Source organism: Marinobacterium stanieri (genome assembly GCF_900155945.1).
GTDB lineage: Bacteria > Pseudomonadota > Gammaproteobacteria > Pseudomonadales > Balneatricaceae > Marinobacterium > Marinobacterium stanieri.
Genome location: NZ_FTMN01000001.1, coordinates 32,158 through 54,387 on the forward strand (window position 1 = coordinate 32,158; position 22,230 = coordinate 54,387).

At 56.5% G+C, this 22,230-nt stretch carries 16 protein-coding genes and 1 pseudogene; 3 read left to right on the top strand and 14 right to left on the bottom strand.

Annotated features, from left to right (window positions below; genetic code table 11):
* Window position 1: 1 nt before the first annotated feature.
* From BW956_RS00165 to BW956_RS00195, 7 genes are all read right to left on the bottom strand, one after another.
* Window positions 2-1,744: an SLC13 family permease gene (locus tag BW956_RS00165; protein ID WP_272941694.1), complete on the bottom strand. Its 1,743-nt coding sequence runs from the start codon at window positions 1,742-1,744 to the stop codon at window positions 2-4.
* Between the two features lie 136 nt (window positions 1,745-1,880).
* Window positions 1,881-3,131, bottom strand: a complete 1,251-nt coding sequence (gene arsJ, locus BW956_RS00170) for an organoarsenical effux MFS transporter ArsJ (protein ID WP_076461231.1) — start codon at window positions 3,129-3,131, stop codon at window positions 1,881-1,883.
* Between the two features lie 387 nt (window positions 3,132-3,518).
* Window positions 3,519-4,532, bottom strand: a complete 1,014-nt coding sequence (locus tag BW956_RS00175; RefSeq protein WP_076459920.1) for an ArsJ-associated glyceraldehyde-3-phosphate dehydrogenase — start codon at window positions 4,530-4,532, stop codon at window positions 3,519-3,521.
* Window positions 4,533-4,614: 82 nt separating this feature from the next.
* Window positions 4,615-4,848 carry a thioredoxin family protein gene (locus tag BW956_RS00180; protein WP_076459921.1) on the bottom strand — a complete coding sequence of 78 codons (234 nt, stop codon included), beginning with the start codon at window positions 4,846-4,848 and terminating at the stop codon, window positions 4,615-4,617.
* Window positions 4,849-4,864: 16 nt separating this feature from the next.
* On the bottom strand, window positions 4,865-5,854 hold the full coding sequence (locus tag BW956_RS00185; protein WP_076459923.1) for a permease: 990 nt from the start codon (window positions 5,852-5,854) through the stop codon (window positions 4,865-4,867).
* Between the two features lie 3 nt (window positions 5,855-5,857).
* Window positions 5,858-6,877, bottom strand: a complete 1,020-nt coding sequence (gene arsB, locus BW956_RS00190) for an ACR3 family arsenite efflux transporter (protein ID WP_076459924.1) — start codon at window positions 6,875-6,877, stop codon at window positions 5,858-5,860.
* Window positions 6,878-6,897: 20 nt separating this feature from the next.
* Window positions 6,898-7,254, bottom strand: a complete 357-nt coding sequence (locus BW956_RS00195; RefSeq protein WP_076459926.1) for a metalloregulator ArsR/SmtB family transcription factor — start codon at window positions 7,252-7,254, stop codon at window positions 6,898-6,900.
* Window positions 7,255-7,516: 262 nt separating this feature from the next.
* On the opposite strand from BW956_RS00195, the gene BW956_RS00200 reads away from it, so the two are divergent.
* From BW956_RS00200 to BW956_RS00210, 3 genes and pseudogenes are all read left to right on the top strand, one after another.
* Window positions 7,517-9,007, top strand: a complete 1,491-nt coding sequence (locus tag BW956_RS00200; protein WP_076459927.1) for a SulP family inorganic anion transporter — start codon at window positions 7,517-7,519, stop codon at window positions 9,005-9,007.
* Between the two features lie 11 nt (window positions 9,008-9,018).
* Entirely contained in the window at window positions 9,019-9,879 is an 861-nt protein-coding gene (locus tag BW956_RS00205; RefSeq protein WP_076459929.1) for a universal stress protein, read from the top strand.
* Between the two features lie 187 nt (window positions 9,880-10,066).
* Window positions 10,067-11,191, top strand: a pseudogene (locus BW956_RS00210) (HD domain-containing phosphohydrolase).
* Window positions 11,192-11,236: 45 nt separating this feature from the next.
* Here BW956_RS00210 and BW956_RS00215 read toward each other — a convergent pair.
* From BW956_RS00215 to BW956_RS00245, 7 genes are all read right to left on the bottom strand, one after another.
* Window positions 11,237-12,454 carry a choline transporter gene (locus BW956_RS00215; RefSeq protein ID WP_076459931.1) on the bottom strand — a complete coding sequence of 406 codons (1,218 nt, stop codon included), beginning with the start codon at window positions 12,452-12,454 and terminating at the stop codon, window positions 11,237-11,239.
* 271 nt (window positions 12,455-12,725) lie between these two features.
* Window positions 12,726-14,411 carry a choline dehydrogenase gene (gene betA / locus BW956_RS00220; RefSeq protein ID WP_076459932.1) on the bottom strand — a complete coding sequence of 562 codons (1,686 nt, stop codon included), beginning with the start codon at window positions 14,409-14,411 and terminating at the stop codon, window positions 12,726-12,728.
* A 27-nt stretch (window positions 14,412-14,438) separates the two neighbouring features.
* The gene (gene betB / locus BW956_RS00225) at window positions 14,439-15,908 is read right to left on the bottom strand and encodes a betaine-aldehyde dehydrogenase (protein ID WP_076459934.1); all 1,470 of its coding nucleotides are present in this window, start codon (window positions 15,906-15,908) and stop codon (window positions 14,439-14,441) included.
* A 21-nt stretch (window positions 15,909-15,929) separates the two neighbouring features.
* The gene (gene betI / locus BW956_RS00230; RefSeq protein ID WP_076459936.1) at window positions 15,930-16,544 is read right to left on the bottom strand and encodes a transcriptional regulator BetI; all 615 of its coding nucleotides are present in this window, start codon (window positions 16,542-16,544) and stop codon (window positions 15,930-15,932) included.
* Between the two features lie 155 nt (window positions 16,545-16,699).
* Window positions 16,700-17,170, bottom strand: a complete 471-nt coding sequence (locus tag BW956_RS00235) for a GNAT family N-acetyltransferase (protein ID WP_244894306.1) — start codon at window positions 17,168-17,170, stop codon at window positions 16,700-16,702.
* A 29-nt stretch (window positions 17,171-17,199) separates the two neighbouring features.
* A complete protein-coding gene (locus BW956_RS00240; RefSeq protein ID WP_076459939.1) occupies window positions 17,200-20,433 on the bottom strand; it encodes a translocation/assembly module TamB domain-containing protein in 3,234 nt (1,077 codons plus the stop codon).
* A complete protein-coding gene (locus BW956_RS00245; protein ID WP_083702871.1) occupies window positions 20,430-22,163 on the bottom strand; it encodes an autotransporter assembly complex protein TamA in 1,734 nt (577 codons plus the stop codon). The genes BW956_RS00240 and BW956_RS00245 overlap by 4 nt, the downstream gene beginning before the upstream one ends.
* Between the last annotated feature and the right edge of the window lie 67 nt (window positions 22,164-22,230).

The following is a 22,230-nucleotide window of genomic DNA, read 5'->3' on the forward strand; positions in this document are numbered from 1 at the left end:
GTTACTGGCTCAGCGGCCAGCCCAGCAGCAGCGTCGTCAGGGTCACCACTGCAACCAGCAGATTCATCGGGACCCCTACCTTCAGAAAGTCGGTAAAGCGATAGCCACCCGGTCCGTAGACCATCAGGTTGGTTTGATAGCCCAGCGGCGTCGCAAAACTGGCGGATGCAGCAATCATGATGGCAAAGATGAAAGGCTCATGGCTTAGTTGCGCCTTCTCGGTGATCTCCAACACAATCGGCAGCATCAGCACAGCCGCAGCATTATTGGTGATGATTTCCGTCAGCACAGATACCGCCAGATAGGTCAGAATCAGCAATAGCCAGGGCGTTCCACTGCTGAGCTCAACAATTCCCCCGGCCAGCCAGGTGGCCACACCGGTTTTCTGCAAGGCTGCACCCAGTGCAAAAGACGCCGCAATCGTCAGAATCACCGTCAGGTCCAGGCTTTTCTCTGCCTGCATCACGCTGCAGCATCCGGTCATCACCATCAAACCGGCACCGATCAGGGCCGCATTCAGCATGCTGGTCAGACCTGTACCTGCGGCTAATACCAGCGCAGCCAGAATTCCCCAGGCCAGCCAGGCGCGCTCATGGCGGGGCTGGGTTTTATCCAGATCGTTAATAAGGAGAAAATCCTTGTTGTAGCGCTGACGGCTGACAAATGCGGGGCGCGCCTCCAGCAGCAAGGTATCACCCGCTTCCAGGCGAATGCTGCCCAGGTTGCCCTGAATACGCTCACCGCTGCGGGCGACCGCCAGCACGACTGCACCATAACGGTCACGGAAACGGGCATCACGAATAGCGTGCCCTACCGCATCACAGTGCGGCGAGACGACAGCCTCTACCAGGCAACGCTCGGCTCGGTCCTGATTCAGGGTATCGGAGTGGCCATTTTCCGGTGATGGCACCACGCCATTAATGCGCAGCAGGTCGGAGATGGCTTCGGTATCACCGGCAAACACCAGACGGTCACCGCCCTGGAGCTTCTCTTCAGAGGAAACCGCAGTAACGATATTGCCCCGGCGGTCAATTTCGACCAGGTACACACGGTCCAGACTACGCAATCCCGCCTGCTCGACGGTCTGACCGACCAATGGCCCATCCGAAGCCACGGCTACTTCAAGCGTAAACTCACGCAGGTTGCCAAAGGCACGCTTGTCGCTGCGATCCGGCAGCAGTCGAGGGAATACAACCCAGATGAACAACACACCGACGATAACAACCGGCAGAGCCACAGTAGTAATGGAGAACAGCGAAAAGCCTTCGCCACCGGTCAGTTCCTGATACTGGCCGTTCACAACCAGGTTGGTACTGGTACCAATGAGTGTCAGCGTGCCGCCCAGAATCGCGCTATAACTGAGGGGAATCATCAGCTTGGATGCAGGCACATTGATCTTGCGTGACCAGGCATGAATCGCCGGAATCATGGTCGCGACCACCGGCGTATTATTGAGAAAGCCACTGAGCAGCACCACCGGCGCAAAGATACGCCCCATGGCACCGCGCACACCCTCTGGCCGGCCCAGTACCTTATTGACCAGCATATCCACGCCGCCCGAGGAGTGAATGCCCGCGGCGATTACGAACATACAGGCAACCGTTACCAGACCGGAGTTGGCAAACCCGGCCAGGGCCTCATTGGGGGTGAGCACACCACTGATGCTGAGCATTGCCAATACCGCCATCATAACGATATGCGGCCCTGTCCTGGTAAGGATCAGAGCCGCCAATGCAGCTACCATTAAACTCAGCGCGAACCAGCCTTGCCACTCCACAGCGTAAACCCATATCCGGTGAAAAGGCCCTAAGATACAGGGTTATTTTGATTCCATAAAAGAATAAATATTAACAAATTTATACTTTAATGAAATATAAGACCTATTCAGCCGACGCGGTTTTCGCTTTATTTCGGGCCAGTGTGGGCAGCCCCAGGGAGATCAAAACCGTTAGCACCAACATCGCAGCGCTAATCCACAAACAGGCCTGCAGGCCAATACTGCCCTGGCCTGCCATTTGGAACACCCATCCGGACAGCAGCGTGCCGATCAGGCGTCCCATGGCATTCGCCATGTAATAGAAGCCCACATCCAGTGACACACCATCCTGACCGGCATAGCTGACAATCAGGTAGCTGTGCAGTGAAGAGTTCACGGCGAACACCGCACCAAACGCCAGCAAACCGCCCATCAAGGCCCAGGCAGGATCCATCCCCCACATCAGGCCAAGCGCGATCAATGCCGGCAAACCTGCCAATAAGGCCGCCCAGCCAGTCGCTGCTCGCCCATCGGGGACCTTCCCGGACGCCTTGCCGGTGATGCGTGGCGCGACGGCCTGCACCATGCCATAACCGATCACCCAAAGGGCGAGAAAGCCGCCGGTCTGGCTATGATTCCAGCCCAGCGTTTGTGACAGAAACACGGGCAGCGCCACCACGAACCAGACATCCCGAGCCCCGAACAGAAACATGCGCGCGGCGGACAGGATATTGATCGCACGGCTTTTGGAGAAAATATCGCGGAACCTGGGTTTGCTTTTGGCCTTGCCCAGATCCTTTTTCAGCAGTACCAGACTGAGCAGCCACACCATTGCCAATGCAATCGCCATGGCAGCCACCGCACCGGCAAAGCCAAGCCACATCAGCAACGCGCCGCCAAGGAAGAAACCGGCTCCTTTGAGGGCATTTTTGGAACCGGTCAGAATGGCCACCCATTTGTACAGAGTGCCCTGCGCATTTTCAGGGACCAGCAACTTGATCGAGCTTTTCGCGCTCATCTTGTTGAGATCCTTGGCGATACCGGACAGCGCCTGTGCCGCCATCACCCAGGGCACCGTAAGCCAGGCCGCAGGCACCAGCAGCATCGCCAATGCCACCACCTGCAGGCCCAGACCGATGTTCATGGTGCGATTCAACCCCAGATGAGCACCGAGCCAACCGCCGACCAGGTTGGTGATGACCCCGAAGACCTCGTAGAACAGAAACAGCAGCGCGATCTCCAGCGGCGAGTATCCCAGACCATGAAAATGCAGCACTACCAGCATGCGCAAGGCACCATCGGTCAGGGTGAATGCCCAATAGTTACCGGTCACCACCAGATACTGGCGAATGGCAGGGGAAAGCTGGCTCAGCATGGTTATTTCTCGTTCATTGTATGCAGTTGGTGCTTCAACCTTGGGCATGTCGGCCGCTGGATAGCCGTTACCCGACACGCTGTCACATCCCTGTTCGCTTGAAAGGCGCCATCCATGGCGCCCTTCAGTCGGATACCGGCTGCCCATCACCCTCGGTAACCTGAGTGCCAAATTCAGGCCTGCCCGAAACCTCGCGCCCAACTCTCAGAGGCTAAAGGCAGGTCTACCGGTGACCGTCGGCGCCAGGGACGGCGCCGTCGAGCGGCATGGATGCCAATTGCGTGTCACCGGAAGGCCTGCATTTGGCCGGCGGCACCAGCAACCAGCAACCAGCAACCAGCAACCAGCAACCAGCAACCAGCAACCAGCAACCAGCAACCAGCATGATTAGGCCAGATCCAGTCGCCCAACCTTCAGCGCCAGTTCCGCCGTGCGGTTGGCATAACCCCACTCATTGTCGTACCAGAGGTACAACTTCACCTGAGTACCATTGACCACCATGGTGGACAGGGCATCCACCACGCTGGAGCGTGGGTCGGTACGGTAATCGATCGACACCAGCGGGCGCTCCTCAAAACCGAGCAGGCCATCCAGTTCTCCCTCTGCAGCCTGCTTGAGTAGCGCATTGACCTCGTCAACAGAGGTTTCACGCTCAACCTCAAAAACACAGTCGGTGATCGAGGCATTAGCCAGAGGTACGCGAATCGCGTGGCCGTTCAGCTTGCCCTTCAGCTCAGGAAAAATATGCGTAATGGCGGTTGCCGAGCCGGTAGTAGTAGGAATCAGGCTCATGCCACAGGCACGGGCACGGCGCAGATCCTTGTGCGGCGCATCCAGGATAGTCTGGGTGTTGGTGATGTCGTGAATGGTGGTCATGGAGCCATGCTTGATGCCCAGCTTTTCGTGAACCACCTTCACCACCGGTGCCAGACAGTTAGTGGTGCAGGAAGCGGCCGTTACGATCGGGAATTGCTCAGGGTCGTAAAGGTCATCATTCACGCCCATCACGATATTCAACACCCCCTCTTCCTTCACCGGCGCCGTGACCACAACGCGTTTTACGCCCTGATCCAGATAGGCCTGCAGCAGTGCCTTGGTCTTCATCTTGCCAGAGGCTTCGATCACCAAATCACAACCGGACCAGTCGGTATCAGCAATGGCATTGTTGGCCGTCACGGCAATCGCCCGATCACCAACCTGCATACCCTCGGCACTCTCCACTGCTTCGTGAGACCAGCGCCCGTGAACAGAATCAAAATTCATCAGATGCGCCAGCGTTGCCGCATCGCCGGCCGGGTCATTGATCTTAACAATTTCAACATCAGGCTGATCGAAAATCGCCCGCATGGTCAGACGCCCCATACGTCCAAAGCCATTGATACCTACCTTGATTTTGGCCATAACCTCACTACTCGTATCCGATTAGTTTGTTCAAATAAACAGCCGGCAAAAACCGACGTGTATAAGAGACGGCTGCAGCGGCTTAACTCAGCCAGCCCCGAATAGCATCCTGGGCCGGGATACTGCCGCTGTACACGACCTGCTCATCAACCACCACTGCCGGCGTGCTCATCACGCCATAATTCATGATCGCTTCCGCATCCGTCTCTTTGATGACATTGACCTCAATACCCAGATCCGATGCCACCTTAGTGATGATTTCGGCTGTTTTGACGCACTTGCTGCAGCCACTGCCCAATACCTTGACCTGTTTCATACCTAACCCTCTTGCCTTAAATAAAAGGCGTCAGCCAATTGAAAATCCAGCCCACCAGCGTGAACGCTGACAGGAGCACCACAAACAGAATCGCCAACAGGCGCCACTGCATCACCTGTTTGAGCAGAATAAACTCGGGAAAGCTTGCTGCCACCGTACTCATGCAGAATGCCAGTGTAGTGCCGATGGGCAGGCCGTTTACGATCAGGCTCTCCATCACCGGAATTACGCCGGTGGCATTGGAGTACAGAGGAATACCCAAGGCGACTGCTGCCGGTACCGACCACCACTGGCCATCACCCAGGTGCGCCTCAATCCAGCCATCCGGCACAAAGCCATGCAGAGCAGCCCCAAGGCCAACCCCGATGATGACCCACTTCCAGACCCGACCGAAGATTTCCCAGGTTTCGCCTTTGGCAAATTGATGACGCTCGTTGAAACTCAATTTGGCCACAGGGCCACTTTGCACACTCTGTTGCTGACGCCCGCGTTCCAGTGCCTTTTGTGCGAAAGACTGCAGCCAGCGCTCGGCGCGAATCTGATCCAGAAACACACCGCCCAGAATGCCAACTGCCATGCCCACCAACACATACAGAAGGGTGAACTTCCAGCCCAGCAAACTCATCAGCAATAACACCGCCACTTCGTTGATCAACGGTGAGGTGAGCAAAAATGACATGGTGATCCCCACCGGAATGCCGGCCGAGGTAAAACCCAGAAAAACGGGAATACTGGAACAGGAGCAGAACGGCGTAATGGCGCCAAAGCCTGAGCCCAGCACATACCCTACCCCGCGATGCCGCCCCGCCAGAAAATCACGCACCCGCTCCACGTTCAGGGATGCCCGCGCCAGAGCGATCACATAGATCATCACCACCAGCAGCACATAGATCTTGCTGACATCTTCGACAAAAAAGTGCAGCGCATCACCCAACTTGGTGTCCGGCGACAGGCCCATCAGCTCATAAACCAGCCAGTCGGCAAAACGCGTGAAGATCTCAAACATGGCTCAACTCCCGAACCAGTGGCGTGTACGGTTGGCGAAGGCCACCAGCGACAACATGACAGGTACCTCAACCAGCACTCCAACAACGGTTGCCAGGGCAGCACCGGAGTGAAGGCCAAACAGCGAAATGGCAACCGCCACGGCCAGCTCGAAAAAGTTTGATGTACCAATCATGCACGCCGGTGCAGCCACCTTGTGCGGCAAACGCAGCCAATAGGCACACGCATAGGCAATGATAAAAATACCGTAGGTTTGTATCAGCAGGGGGATGGCGATGAGGCCGATGGTTTGCGGCTGGGCAATGATGGTTTCGGCCTGAAACCCGAACAGCAATACCACAGTCGCCAGCAGACCGAGAATGGACCAGGGCTTGAGCTGGTGCAGAAAACGCTCCAGTCGCTGACCGTCATTTTGACGTTCCAGCTTGTGCCGGGTCCAGGCACCGGCCAAAAGCGGCAACACGACGTAAAGTACTACCGACAACAACAGGGTTTCCCAGGGCACATGAATATCACTGACGCCCAGCAGGAAAGCCGCAATAGGGGCAAAGGCAAACACCATGATGATATCGTTCACCGATACCTGCACCAGCATATAGTTGGGGTCGCCCTTGGTCAGCTGACTCCACACAAACACCATCGCCGTACAGGGCGCGACACCCAGCAGAATCATGCCGGCAATGTACTCGCCAGCACTTTGAGGATCCACCCAGTCGGCAAAGAGTACCCGGAAAAACAGCCAGCCCAGGGCCGCCATGGTAAACGGCTTGATCAGCCAGTTAATGACCAGCGTCAGCACCAGCCCTTTGGGTTTCTTGCCCACACCCTTGATGGCACTGAAGTCGATCTGCACCATCATCGGGTAGATCATCACCCAGATAAACAGGGCTACCACAAGATTGACGTGGGCCACTTCCAGCTGCGCAATGCCGGCAAAGGCGCCGGGAATCATATTCCCCAGCAACACCCCGGCGAGAATGCACAGACCAACCCAGAGCGTCATGTAGCGTTCAAAAATTCCCACGCAAACTCCTTAATACCCTGTCAGCAGCCAGTGCCGCAGACATCACTGCCTGCCGATGGCCGAGAGTCCATTGCCTTGAGCCTTGTAAGCGGTACTTCCAACTGGGCATCCGCATTAGCTGCGGCATGTGCCACCATGTCATTCATCCACTCAGGCAGATCTGGATGAAGGCGATAAAAAACCCACTGCCCCTGACGCCTGTCAGCCAGCAATCCCAGAGCACGCAGTTTGGCCAGATGCCGGGAAACCTTGGGTTGAGATTCCTGCAGAGCCTCCATCAGTTCACAGACACACAGCTCCCCTTCACGCTGTATTAACAGAGTGCTGACAAGCCGCGTCTCATCGGCCAGAGCCTTGAACAGCTCAAGAGGTGTCATGAGAGCTTCCCTATAAATAATATATACGAAAAATCATATATCTGTTTTCCCATATATACAATCATGTGCCGCGTTACATTTTGGTTTCAGGCTGCATGAACAAGGCCTTTTCTGTATAATTTCGCGCCTTTATCGCTCCAGATACCCGCGGGCGCCCGATCGCCTTGCACGATCCTGTCACCTGACAGCGATAGACTCTTTTCCGGCTCCGCCGCGTGCGTGCAGCCTCCGAACAATGTGCAACTCAAGCAAGAGACTGTAGATGCTGCAAAGAATGAAACAGGAGTGGTTCTCCAACGTCCGCAACGACCTGTTGTCCGGCACGGTGGTCGCCCTCGCCCTGATCCCCGAAGCAATCGCCTTCTCAATTATTGCAGGCGTGGACCCAAAAGTCGGTCTGTATGCCTCTTTCTGTATCGCCGTCATTATCGCGTTTGTCGGTGGCCGCCCGGGCATGATTTCTGCGGCCACGGGTGCCATGGCGCTGCTGATGGTTACCCTGGTCAAGGAGCACGGCCTTGAATACCTGCTGGCCGCCACCTTGCTGACCGGTGTCTTCCAGATCATTGCCGGCTTCCTCAAGCTTGGGGACCTGATGCGATTTGTCTCGCGCTCGGTAGTGACAGGCTTCGTCAACGCACTGGCCATCCTGATCTTCATGGCCCAGCTGCCGGAACTGACCAACGTCACCTGGCATGTCTACGCCATGACAGCGGCAGGCCTTGGCATCATTTACCTGTTCCCCTACATCCCGGTGGTTGGCAAAAGTCTGCCCTCACCGCTGGTCTGCATCATTCTGCTGACTGCTGTGGCCATGGTGATGGGACTGGATATCCGCACCGTAGGCGATATGGGTGAACTGCCGGATACCCTGCCGGTCTTCCTGTGGCCGGATGTGCCGTTGAACCTGGAAACCCTGTTGATCATCCTGCCCTACTCTCTGGGTCTGGCTGTCGTGGGCCTGCTGGAATCCATGATGACAGCGTCCATCGTAGATGAGCTGACTGACACCACCAGCAGCCGCAACCAGGAGTGCAAAGGTCAGGGTATTGCCAACATTGGTGCTGGCCTCCTCGGCGGCATGGCCGGTTGTGCCATGATCGGCCAGTCGGTGATCAACGTGAAATCCGGTGGCCGTGGTCGTCTGTCCGCTTTTGTGGCCGGCCTGTTCCTGATCATCCTGGTGGTATTCCTGGATGAGTGGATCAGCCAGATCCCGATGGCTGCGCTTGTTGCCGTCATGATCATGGTATCCATTGGTACCTTCTCCTGGGAATCCATCCGCGACCTGCGCAAACACCCGCTGTCCACCAATATTGTCATGCTGGCAACGGTGGCCGTTGTGGTGATGACCCACAACCTGGCACTGGGCGTGTTTGTCGGCGTGCTGCTGGCCGCACTGTTCTTCGCCAACAAGGTGGGTCAGTACATGCGCATCAGCAGCGCAAAAGACAGCGCCAGCGAAACCCGTACCTACACCATCACCGGTCAGGTGTTCTTCGCCTCCTGTGAAAAATTCAATGCTGCCTTTGATTTCAAGGAAGTGCTTGATAAGGTCGTAATTGATCTGAGCCAGGCCCATTTCTGGGACATCAGCGCGGTTTCGGCACTGGACAAGGTTGTAATCAAGTTCCGCCGCGAAGGGGTCGAGGTTGAAGTGATCGGCCTCAACGAAGCCAGCCGCACCATCGTCGACAAGCTGGCCGTGCATGACAAGCCGGAACAGGTCGACAAGATCATGGCCGGGCACTAAGGAGCGAAAAGATGAGCAAAATCGTCGCCTGTATCGATGGATCTCCCGCAGCACTGGCAGTCTGCGATGCCGCTGCCTGGGCCCAGCAACAGCTGAGCGCCCCGTTGCAGCTACTGCACGTACTGGAAAAGACCGATTACCCGAGCGAAAGCGACATGAGCGGCAATATCGGCCTGGGCACTCGCGAGCACCTGCTGGAGGAGCTGGCCGAACTGGACAACCAGCGCAGCCGCCTGATGCTGGAGCAGGGTCGTTTCATGTTGCAGGAAGCACAAAAGCAGATCGAAGCCCGTGGCGTTGCCTCCGAGCAGATCGATCGCCTGCAGCGCCATGACAACCTGGTCGACAGCCTGCAGGAAAATCAGGCCGATATCCGCCTGCTGATCATGGGTCGCCAAGGCGAGGCTCACGCCCGCGCAGCCAACGCCGTTGGCAGCCACCTGGAAAACGTGACCCGCACGCTGCAGCAGCCGATTCTCATGGCACTGGACGGTTTCAGCGCACCCAAGCGTTTCCTGATGGCTTATGATGGCAGCGCCACGGCCAACAAGGCACTGAATATGGTAGCGCAAAGCCCCTTGCTCAAAGGCGTGCCCTGTCATCTGGTAATGGCCGGCAAGCGCGTGGAGCGTCAACGCGAGCAACTGGCCAACGCCGAGAAAATGCTGCAGGGCAACGGCTTTGATGTCACTACCGCAACGCTTGAGCAGGAAGAAGTCCGCCCGGCACTGCTGAACTACATCAAGGAAAACGAGATCGAGCTGATGGTGATGGGGGCCTGGGGCCATTCCCGCATCCGCCAGCTGCTGGTAGGCAGCATGACCAACTGGATGCTGCATAACAGCCCGGTTCCTTTGCTGCTGCTGCGGTAACCACTGCCCAGCCAGTACATGCAAGCAAGAGCCCGGCCCTTTGCCGGGCTCTTTCGTATACAATACCAGAATTCAAGTAAGCGCCTTTTTGCGCCAGAATACAGATTCGACTCTAGGCCGGCCCCGTCATTGATTCAAGTGGCTGGCAAGGGTGCCTGTATCATGGATGAGAGTAATGAGGGCCTAGATGCTCAGATTTAACGGCATACCCCTGTTCAGTAGCGTTCATTCGCTCACCGAGCAGTTGGAGCAACTCCACGACAACATCCTGGAAAGAGTACGCGGTATCGCGCGGATTGCCTGTGCACTGTATGACCCGGATACCGACCTGTTGAAAACCTTCATCAACAGTACCCACCAGGGACATGCCATCGTCAACTACGAGTACCCTCTGTCTGACAGCACATCGCTTCTAACAATGTCACAGCAGCGCACCTGCCGTGTCATCGATGATATCCGTCGCGACATTCCGCCCGGCAACCCCCACTCCGACTGGCTTATCGACCAGGGCTATACCTCATCGTTTACAATGCCCATGTTCAACGGCCAGAACTTTCTCGGTTTTATATTCATCGACAGTACTCGTTCCAGCGTGTTTACCGACACCGTGCAGCGTGACCTGATGATGCTGTGCAACAACATCAACCTGACCATTGCCGCCGAAGTAACCGCCGTGAATGCCTTGCTGGCAACCGCCCAGGCAGCCCGTGACTTCGCAGACTTGCGTGACTTCGAGACGGGTAAACACCTGACCCGCATGGCGCAGTTTGCACGCCTGATCGCCAAGGGCGTTGCGGCACAATATCGGTTAAGTGATGAGAAAATCGAGCACATTCATCTGTTCGCATCCCTGCACGATATTGGCAAAATCGGCATTCCGGACAAAATTCTGCTCAAACCCGCGCGCCTGAATGCGCAGGAACGTGCCGTGATGCAGGGCCATGTGGCCAAGGGTGTTCAGATCATCGAGAAGGTGCTGAAAGATTATCAGGTGGGGCACCTGGCTGATGCGTAGGTGATGCTCAATATCGTTGCCTGCCACCATGAGTTTCTGGATGGCAGCGGTTACCCAAACGGTCTGACCGCCAAGGACATTCCGATTGAGGCTCGCATCGTCACGGTCGCCGACATCTTCGATGCCCTGACCAGCGAGCGCCCCTATAAAACGCCCTGGCCGGTGACAGACGCCCTTATCGAGCTGGAGCGCATGGTCGAAGCCGGGAAACTCGATGCCGAGTGCGTGGCTTCACTGCGAAACCAGCAAGCGGAAGCAAGCGAAATTGTCGCCCGCTTCCGAGATGAGCAGCTCTAATTAGTTACAGCAGCGGCGCCTTGCGCCCCGCTGCCGTAACTTGCCTCAGTTGGCCAGCTCTATCTTGCCAAAGTCCAATTTGTTATCGCGCGGTGAGCTTTTAATAGCGGCAACCTCCGCACGTTTTTTCAGCAGAATGTAACCAAAGCAGCCGAAGTACAGCGCGATTACCAGCGCCCCTACCCACTGAATGCGAAGGAAGTCCAGCTGGAACAGCAGTGTCAGACCGCACATGGCAACCAGGTTACCCAGCAGATAAGGCCACTGACCCAGTCTTTTTACGGTCAGGTTAAGGTTGTCCGTGTACAGACGAATCAATGAATCCAGAGAGTTTACAACCATCAATACCCCTACCAGGATCATCGCCAGGTTGATAAAGCCCGCGATGCTCAGACCTTCCGCATGGTAGTGATAAAGAATGGTAAACCAGACGCCGATTGCCAGCGAAGGTATCACCAGCATTGCCAGCAGCAACTGCCAGGTGCGAATACCACTGACGAAGCGTGCCGTGAACTGGCCGATCATGATGCTCCAGGAGAACCACCAGAACAGATAAAACGCGTGGTAATCATTCAGCGGCAACATGAACTGGTGCAAATTGGTGAAGTACTCACCGATCAGCCCGGCTGTACCAAGGAAATCGGCCGGTGAACCATTATCCAGCATGAAGGCACGGAACCACATAACCGCGATCAGGGCGATAAACAACACGCTGGACCCTACGCTCAGCAGGCGCAGATATTTGATCTTGCTGCTGGAATACACCGCCAGACCGATGGACGCCAATACAATCAGGTAGAAGGTGGGGACCACCGACTCCCCGTCACCAATCTGTGGCATGTACCAGGGCAGGTTCACCAACAGCAGGTATGCCGTAAAGGCACAGGTACCGATGATCACGATATTGTTGACCCACTTGACCAGCGGAATATCAAAGAAGCCCACGCGCGGCTCAATGATGCAGAAGTAAAAACAGGTCAGGAAATAGAAGCCCCAGATCAGAAAGGCCCAATAACCGAACTCAATGGCCAACGGGTTGGCAAAGCTGTACTCGGGATTATCGGTCAGATTACCGTAGCCGCCAAACTCGGTCAGCGGAAACATGATCAGACCCACATCGAGTCCCGAGGTAAACAGAATGGCGGTAAATGTCAGGGTACGCACGGGCGTAACTCCGATACATTTAATATCCCACCACTTGTACAAAACGTACACCAGTGCGGCGAACGTGAAGATCAAGCCGGATGATAACCAGAGGTTCATGTGGCCTCCCGGTTAATCAGATTATCGCTGGCAAACAGCATGGGTGTTCCTCCTCTACTTTGAAGTTTAGGCGCAGCCGGGCCTCAGGCCATGACTGAACACCTGATCATTCGAATCGGATACAAACCCCCGCGTTAGGATGTAGACGGGCCAGGACTTGCCTATCGGGCGCACAAAGACAGGGTCAAGAAGACCAGGCGTTGATAGGGAAATCCTGATGGTTTGCGACCCCGGCGCCTTGCGCGCCGGGGCGGAAGATGGCTACGCGGTGCTAGTGAAACACGCGCTTCGCCTCTCCCTGACGCTGACGCGCCTGCCAGTTGTCATCCATGATGACAGGTGCATCAGAAGGTGGCAGGGGCTCCTTGCCCCGGATAAGATCAGCAGCACGCTCCGCGACCATGATGGTGGGCGCATTGAGGTTGCCGTTGGGTATGGTCGGGAAGATGGACGAGTCCACTACCCGTAAATTGTTGATGCCATGGACCCGCGTTTCCGGGTCAACCACAGCCAGCGCATCCGTACCCATCTTGCAGGAGCAGGATGGATGGTAGGCACTCTCCACAGCCTGACGCACAAAGGCATCAATCTGCTCGTCGTCTTTGATATCTTCACCGGGCTGAATTTCGGCGCCACGGTAGGCATCCATCGCCGGCTGGTTAATGATTTCTCGTGTCAGGCGTACACAATCCCGGAAGCCTTCGCGATCAGCCTCATGCTCCAGGTAGTTGAAGCGAATACGCGGTGCCTGCTTCGGATCAGCGGAGGTTACATGAACAAAACCTCGGCTTTTCGGCTTGTTATGGCCGATATGCAGCTGGAAGCCATCACCGGAAAAGGCCTCACGACCGTCGTAGCGCATGGCCGCCGGCAGGAAGTGATACTGCAGATCCGGCCACTCCACTCCAGCCTTTGAGCGAATAAATCCACAGGACTCAAAATGATTGGTAGCACCAAGACCATCCTTTTTCAGAATCCAGCGCACACCGATCTTGAGCTTGTTCCACCAGTCCAATTTACGGTTGAGTGAAACCGGCTTGTTGCAGCGGAACTGGAAATAAAATTCCAGGTGATCCTGCAGGTTTTCACCTACGCCCGGCAGCGCATGCTTCACCTCGATGCCAGCCTGTTCCAGTACCTCGGGGTTACCAATGCCGGAGAGCTGCAACAGGTGAGGTGAGCCGATAGAGCCGGCAGACAGAATCACTTCCTGCGAAGCCTTGGCCTCATGCACCTTGCCGCCCTGCTCAAAACGGACACCGGTCGCCGTTTTTCCATCCAGTAGCACCTGGTGTACCAGTGCATGGGTCACCACTTTCAGGTTCGGGCGCTCCATGGCCGGGCGCAGATAGGCATTCGCGGTAGACCAGCGACGCCCATGCTTGACGGTCATATGCATGGGGCCAAAGCCTTCCTGCTGAGCGCCGTTATAGTCAGCCGTCGTGAAGTAACCGGCATCCTGTCCCGCATCCACAAATGCCTGGTACAGGGGGTTCTGCATGTTGTTGCCGTTATTGACACCCAAGGGGCCATCTTCGCCACGGTAAGCATCACCACCAAAGGCCCAGCTTTCTGCCTTTTTGAAGTACGGCAGCACATTGGAATATTGCCAACCGGTGGCCCCTTCGCTGTCCCACTCATCAAAATCACGGGCATGGCCACGTACATACACCATGCCATTGATAGATGAGGAACCGCCCAGCACTTTGCCCCGCGGGCAATGCATGCGACGGTTATCCAGGAAAGGCTCGGGCTCGGTTTCAAACTGCCAGGCGTATTTTTCAGTATTCATCGGAATCGACAATGCCGTCGGCATCTGGATAAAGATGCTCTTGTCACTGCCTCCGGTCTCCAGCAAAAGCACACTGAAACGACCGTCTTCCGTCAAGCGATTGGCCAGCACGCAACCTGCGGAACCGGCGCCCACAATGATGTAATCGTATTGTGTTTCTTTCATCTAGGGTCTCCGCTTTGAGGTGCTGAATTAAAAGGGTGCGTCGATATCCTGCATGCCCACATACACCGCCTTGATCTGGGTGTAGTGGTCCAGGGTCACGCGTCCGTTTTCACGACCGATACCGGACAGCTTGTAACCACCCACCGGCATTTCAGCAGGTGAAGCACCGTAGCTGTTGATCCAGCAGATTCCTGCCTGAATACGATGAATAATGCGATGCGCACGGCGCAGATCGTTGGTGAACACGGCTGCAGCCAGTCCGGTGTCCGTATTGTTGGCGCGTGCAATCACTTCGTCTTCGTCATCGAAGATCAGCACCGACATCACCGGGCCAAAGATCTCTTCCTTCACGATGGTCATGTCGTCAGAGCAGTCGGTGAAGATGGTAGGCTGCACGAAGTAGCCGCCTGTGCAGGAGTCCGGCGAGAAGGCCTCACCACCACAGGCCAGGGTTGCCCCCTCTTCCAGGCCCTTGGCGATATAGCTCATCACCAGATCGCGATGCTTTGCCGAGATCAGCGCGCCAAAGTTGGTGTCAGGGTCCATGGGGTCACCCGCCTTGATGTTGTTGGCGGTCCGCTCCAGTAGACGCTCCATGAAATGCGGGTAAATGGCCTTGTGCACAAACACACGGGTACCGTTGGTGCAGATCTCGCCCTGAGTGTAGAAGTTACCCACCATCGCGGCCGAAACGGCATTTTCCAGATCGGCATCTTCAAACACGATCAACGGGGATTTGCCGCCCAGCTCCATGGTTACATCTTTCAAGGAAGAAGCCGCCGCGGCCATCACTTTCTGACCGGTGCCCACTTCGCCCGTGAACGAAACCTTGGCAATCGCCGGCTCATGTGTGAGCCAGCTGCCAACCTCGGCCGCGCCCTGCACGACGTTAAACACGCCAGCAGGCACACCCGCTTCAATGAAAATCTCTGCCAGTTTGACGGCACCCAGCGGCGTTTCTTCCGAGGGTTTGAAGATCATGGCATTGCCGCAGGCCAGCGCCGGGGCCGATTTCCAGCAAGCGATCTGCAGCGGGTAGTTCCAGGCACCGATACCGGCACAAATACCCAGCGGTTCGCGGCGGGTATAGTAAAAATCGCCACCCAAATCCTGCTGATTGCCTTCGATGGAAGGCGCCAGCCCGGCAAAAAACTCAATCGCATCCGCCCCGGTCACCACATCGACCGCTTCCGCTTCCTGCATCGGCTTGCCGGTATCACGCACCTCAATAGCCGCCAGCTCATCATTGCGTTCACGCAACAAGGCCACCGCTTTCAACAGAATCCGACTGCGCTCCATGCCACTCATGGCAGACCACTGAGCAAAGCCTTCGCGAGCACTCTCAATCGCGGCCTGCTGAACGGATTCGCAGGCCACTTCGACTTCGTAAATCACTTCAGCCGTTGCGGGGTTAACCACCGGGAAGGTCTGGCCGCTGGTGTTAGCCAGGAAACGTCCGTGAACAAAGTTCTGAATGCGTGGAAGCGTGTGGGACATAAAAAACCGTCAAACCTCAGATTAAGAATTCGTCTTGCTTGCCTGCGCACGTGCCTGGGCCAGGCTTTCCTGCACAAAGCGCTTACACAGGCGCTCACCTGCTTCAAAGTTTTCCTGCGGATCCAGACTCAAGGCACTGCGCAGCCAGAAACCGTCAATCATCGCAGCCGTTTGCCGGGCAGCAGCCGTGGCTTCATCAGGCGCCATCACCTGAGCAAATGAATAACGCAGGTTGCTGTACAAGCGTGCGTTATTGATCTGCTGCAGCCGTTTCAAGCCAGGCTCATGCATTGCCCGAGCCCAGAAGCTGAGCCAGGTTTTGGCCGCCAGCGCCGAACGCTGAAATTCGGAGAAGTTGGACTCGATAATGCAGTTGAGTCGCTGCTCCGGAGTGCCATCGTTATTGGCCATGCGAACACGCAGCTCCTTGCCCAACTGATCCAGCAGATGACGCAAGGCCGCTTCAATCAAACCCTGCTTGCCACCGAAGTAATGGCTGATGATGCCGGAGGACAGACCCGCCCTTTTGCTGATACTGACGATGGTCGTGTTCTGCATTCCCAGCTCGGCAATCGACTCCATGGCGGCGTCGATCAGTTGCTGTTTGCGGGTATCCTTAACTCCGATTTTTGGCATGGCGAGGGCACCAATTTTTATTGATTGAACGTTCAATTAATAAAAATACTAACCAATCTCCGATCGGGTTACAACACCTGATCGGAAAAGCGAATTGAGAGAAAGAAGGATAATTGGAAGAAAATCGCGAATTTTAGACGCTAATGAGCGATTTCTTATTTACTGGAAAGATCCTTGCGCATCAGGCATCGCGGCAGGCTTTGCCCACGCACCTGAACGACTTCACGCTTCACCACCTCAAAACCGAATCGTTTGAAAAAAGGTTCGGCTGTCAGGCTGACATGTGCATGCAGAGCGTTCAGATCCAGGCGTTGCGCCTGGAGCTCGATATGGACCATCAAGCGCGTGCCCACACCCTTTCCTTGAGCCTGCCAATGGCAAAAGAAGTGATCGATGAGACCATCGGGCTGCACATCCGCATAACCCAGAATACGGCCCGACTGCTCAACGATGAAAGGACGGTTATGATCGAGCAGCGCCTGCCAATCCAGAGGATCTATGTCCTCAGATGCCCAGGCTTCAACCTGAGCAGCCGAGTAGTCACGCCGGTTTACCCGACGCACCGTATCAAAGAACAGTCGCCACAGGGCTGGTGCATCTTCGGGTTGGTAACCCCTGAGATGCACCTCCCCCTCAGTTAAAAGCGACCGCACCATCAACGCTCAAAAGTGTAGAGAATATCGCCACCGCTACCCAGCTCGCTGCTTTGCGCTTCAACGCGCCAGGTATCGGTCAGCGTATACTTGAGACTCAGAGTATTCACCGCATCCATCACGCCAATGCCATAGCGCAGATAAAGTCGCGGCGACAGGTATTTACCGATGAAGAAGGACGAGCCCTCCTCCTGATCGTTACTGTCGAAGCCCAGCTCATCAAGGGTCAGTGATTCACGCAGATTATCGGTAATGCGATTGCCACCGGCCATACTCATCGACAGGGCCATACGCGTCAGCATTTCCTGTTCGGAGGATGAGCTTTCGCCGGGAGCCTTACCCAACAGCAGGTAAGACAGCACGCTGCTGTCCGGCATGGCCGGCTCGCCATAGAGCTCCATGCGCGGTTCTCTCAACGTGCCATTCACATTGGCGCCGACAATCACATCTTCCACTTCCCGGCCGATACGCAGATCCAGCCCGGGGTTATCGACAGGGCCACCGGTAAACACCAGACTACCGCGACGAATCTCAAGATCCTGCGCATAAAGGCGGTACTGGCCACTTTCAACCTGGATACTGCCGCTAGCGCGCGTGGCCTTGCCCGGCGATTCCAGCAGTTGCAGTTTCCCCAGCAGGCGCCCTTCAAAGCCCAGGGCATCAACGCGCACATCATCGCCAAGGATCACATCCAGCTCAGCGAAGACCGGCACGACCGGTTCCGAGTTCAAAGGCTCACCATCCTCGACAATGACCACATCCTTGTTCGGCGCAACCGCGCTTTCCTTGGATTCAGGAGTTGCAATGAGGGCGTGCGGAATCGTCAGCGAACCTCCCAGGCGAATGGCCTGAGGAGTCAGGCTCAGGTTCAGATCCGGACTGATCTCGACCTGCGCCACATTGGTGTTCATCGCTTCAAATTTATCACCAGCCAATGTCAGCAGGCCTTCCTTCTGCGCCAGGTTGTAACGCCCATCCAGCTTCAGCTCACCTTCACCGGAACCGAACAGGCCGGAAAACTCAAGTGATTCGCCGTTATTGACCGGGCGCACACTCAGTTCCAGCGGATTCAGCAACAAACCTGCTGCCGGCACCTCCACGTTGCCGTCGGTAAAGGCCAACTCACCGTTAATCACCGGAGCGGACAGGCTGCCAGACAGCCCGAAATCGGCATTTAACTGCCCTTGCATGTTTTGCACATCGGGCACGACCACCTCGATCAGACTCAGGTCCGTAGCAGACAGAGCCAGCTGACCTTTCAGGGTCTGAGCACCACTGAGCCCGGCCACATCCACATTCAATCCCAGCTCACCTTTCACCACTGAGAGTTCGGTATTGGCTTCCGCCCTGAGACGGTCTTCAGCCAGGCGCGCCTGTATACGTATCGGCTCCAGCGGCAGAGACTGCTCACTGGCCGCCGGGGTCAACTTGCCGGCCGTCGTGGTGAGCTCCGCATCCAGTTCAGGCTGGCCGCCCGGAGACTGTTTGAAAGCGATCTGTGCAGATAGACGAGGTGTCAGCTCAGCCCCCTGCAAAAAGGGCTCAAGCAGGGACAGCGCCAACTCATCCAGACTGATCTTAGCCTGGGTTTGTCCGGCAAAAGTACCGGCCGCATCGACACAGAGCCCGCCACCCTTGGTTTGTTCATCAAGGCACAGGGACTCCAGCTTGAAATCCTGCGAAGAAAGCGACAAAGGTGCCGAGCCTGTTGAACGCCAGTGACTCAAGGGCTGAGGCTTGGCATCCAGCAGACTGATCTGCCCCTGCCAAATTTGCTGCTCGGCCTGCCAACCACCATCAAGCGCCAGTTCCAACTGACCGGTGCTGGCATCCACATCCAGCCTGAGCTGATGCTGTTCCGGCTGCCCGGTCAATTTGAGATTCAGGCTGGACACCAGTTGCCCGGCCGCCTCCAACTGCTGCAAACGCAGATCAGCGCGCCAGTCCTTTTGTCCGGACAGGTCGATCTCAACCGGCCCCTGCAGCTGTTGCAGGCTGAGCTGATCAGCATAGCGGACGCCCTGAACCTGTACCCTGGCACTGACAGACGGCGTTGTCAGCGGCCCACTAACCTGCCCCTCCAGCTTCACGCTACCGGCGGCATCGGGCAGCAACGCTGCCAGGTCCGGCGCATTGACACGCCAACCGAGATCGAGCGTCTGCAGGCTGACCTGACCATCCGCTTCGGCATCCGCACCGGCATAATTCAGCTTGATGGCATCCAGCTGCCAGGACTCAAGATCGCCACTGACTTTGCCGCTCAGGCTCACCGGCTCATTGCGCAGCTGGCCATCAAGGCGCGCTATATCCAACACCAAATCGGTCGTATCAGCCAGATTGACCTCACCGCTCAACGCCAGCCCCAACTGGCCGGGCCACTCGGGTTGTACCAGTGAAGGGTCGATACCGCTGGCATCGAGCTGATACTGGACTTGCAAAACTTCAGCCAGACCCAGCTGGGCCGCGAGGTTGAGCTGAGTATCGGCTTGTTGCAGGCTCACATCCGCCGATGCTGTTCGCTCTGCGCCGACAAAATCTGCATTCAGGTCCAGTTGGAAGGGTTTGCTTTCCTGCCAGTGACCAGGTGTCCACCAGTCCTCTATCCGACCGCTGACGCGGCCCTGCAGCCGACTGAGAAACTGTTGTGACGGATCGGTCCAACCCGACAGGTTAACCCGGCTCTCGGCCTGGTTGACCTCAAGGCTGTCCAGCACAACACGGTTGGCTTCCGAGTGAGCCTGCAGCGACAGGCTGACAGGCGCTGTCACCAATGAGCCCTCCTGCAAAACAGCCACTTCCTCCAGCCTGAGCTGCTCCAGACGGAACTGGAGTGGCAACTCGAAACTGGGCAGTTCAGGCAGAACGGGGCCGGAGCTCGCTTCGGGCTGAGGTTGCTCACCGGCAGGTGCATGCAGATCCAGCTGAACGCGGCCAAGGCTTATTTCATCGACCTGAAGCTGCTTGTCCAGCAAGGACCAGGGCTGCCAGGTGAACCTGAACTGCTCCAGAGCAAGTGTCTGGCCCGGTAGCGTCAGATCAATCTGATCAATTTCCAGCCTGTCGGTCAGCGTCCCCTCTATCCCGTTCAGGGATACCTGAGGCACAAAATCGTCCACCAGCCCGAGCGCAAAACGTGTTCCCGAGGGCAGGAACAATATGGCTGCCACCATGAGCAGAACGGCGAGAATTACAAACAGCAGGCAGCCCAGGCCCCAGCGTATGATCGGTCGAATCATAGGTCAGGCCCCAGCGTGAAATGAAGGCGAACCCCCGAATCTTCCAGCGGCACGGCCAGATCCAAACGAATAGGCCCAATGGGCGACAACCAGCGCGCGCCGACACCGGCACCGGTTTTCAAATCCACATCCTTGTCATCAAAGGCATTACCGGCATCAAAAAATGCAGCCACGCGCCATTTATCCTTCACCAGATAGTCAACTTCGACGCTGGCGGCAGCCAAGTAGCGGCCACCAATCACATCGCCATCCTTACCCTCAGGCCCGAGGGACTGATAATCATAGCCCCGCACGCTCGAATCGCCGCCGGCATAAAAGCGCAAAGAAGCCGGCAAGTCATCAACGGCATCCACCAGAGTGATGCCCAGCTCGGCACGGGTCAGCAAGCGCCAACGTTCGGCAAAGCTGTCAACCCGCTTGGTTCGCATATCGAACTGAATCAGGTCTGTATCCGACAGCAAGGCTTCGGATGCGGCCTGAACACCAAGTTCCAGAGAGTACCCCTTGGACGTATTCAGCAGGTCGTCAGCCTTGGTGCGACTGAAGCGGGCACTGGGCAAGAGCAAAGTGGAATCACGCTGCTCGCCTTCAAAAATCCATTCTTCCTGCTGCCACTCCAGGCCCAGCACGCGCTCCCAGTTGGCAAACTGCTTTTGCCAGCTGCCACCGATACCGACGGTGCGGGCATCGATGGTATCCGAGTCTTCATCTTCCAGTCGTAGTGTCAGGGCAAAGCGGTCTGTGACTGGGTTACTACCGGGTATCAGGTAGGTGGTGTAGAACTCCTGCTTGATTTGGGACATGCGCAGACGTGTATCCAGGGAGTGTCCGCGCGTATTGAGCCAGCGGCGAGTCATCCCCAGCTGAATTCGTGCCCCCGTATCGGTGCCGTAACCGGCACCACCGCTGTACAGGGTTTGCTTGCGTGGTCCCAGGCCAATGTGGATGGGCACCATGCCGCCCTCACGCTCGTCCAGCAAAGGCCGCACTTCCACATCACCAAAGTAATTACTGTCGATCAGATTTCGCTGCAGTGTCACCAGCTGGGCGGTATCGACCGGATCGCCCGATTCAAACGGCAAATAGCGGCGCAACAGCTTTTCGGAGACGGGCGCATCATCAAAGCGGATATCACCAATGCTGACACGATTGCCGGTGTAATAGACCAACTCAATTTCGGCCCGGTTGGTTTCAGGGAATACCTGAACAATGGAGGTTGTGAAGTCCGCATCGTAGTAGCCGCGTTCAGAGGCGCGGGACTGCAATTGGGATTTGAGGGCACTGTAGTCCTGATGCAGGAAAGGGGCACCTTCCTTAAGTGCACTCTCAGCCAACACCCGCTGCAACTCTTCATCATCCTGCCCGACACCATCCAAAGCCAGGTGAAGCTTGCCAATAACCGTGCGGGGACCCGGATTGACCTCATAGGCGGCGAACCAGCTTTCTTCCGGCCCTGTGACAGAAAGTTCGAGGTTCAGCTCAGGGTTGTAGTAGCCAAAGGGTTGCAGTGCCTGGCGAATTTCCGCTTCTGATTGCCGATGCAGATAGTTAAGCCGACCAGGTCGTGGCAGGGTTTCTTTCTCCAGAGCATCATCAATCGTGAGCATGGCACGCACGTTGGCTGCCAGTGGGTCTTCAAGACCACTGAGGCGAAATTCAGCGGCTGATAATACCGAGCTTCCCAGCAGTACAACCAATCCTGCCAGTAGTTCTCTTCCTTTGTGTTTCACGTACTCTTGTCCACTCCATTGCTGAAACCGCCAAAACAGGGCCAGTGTAACCGATTGCAGGACCGGG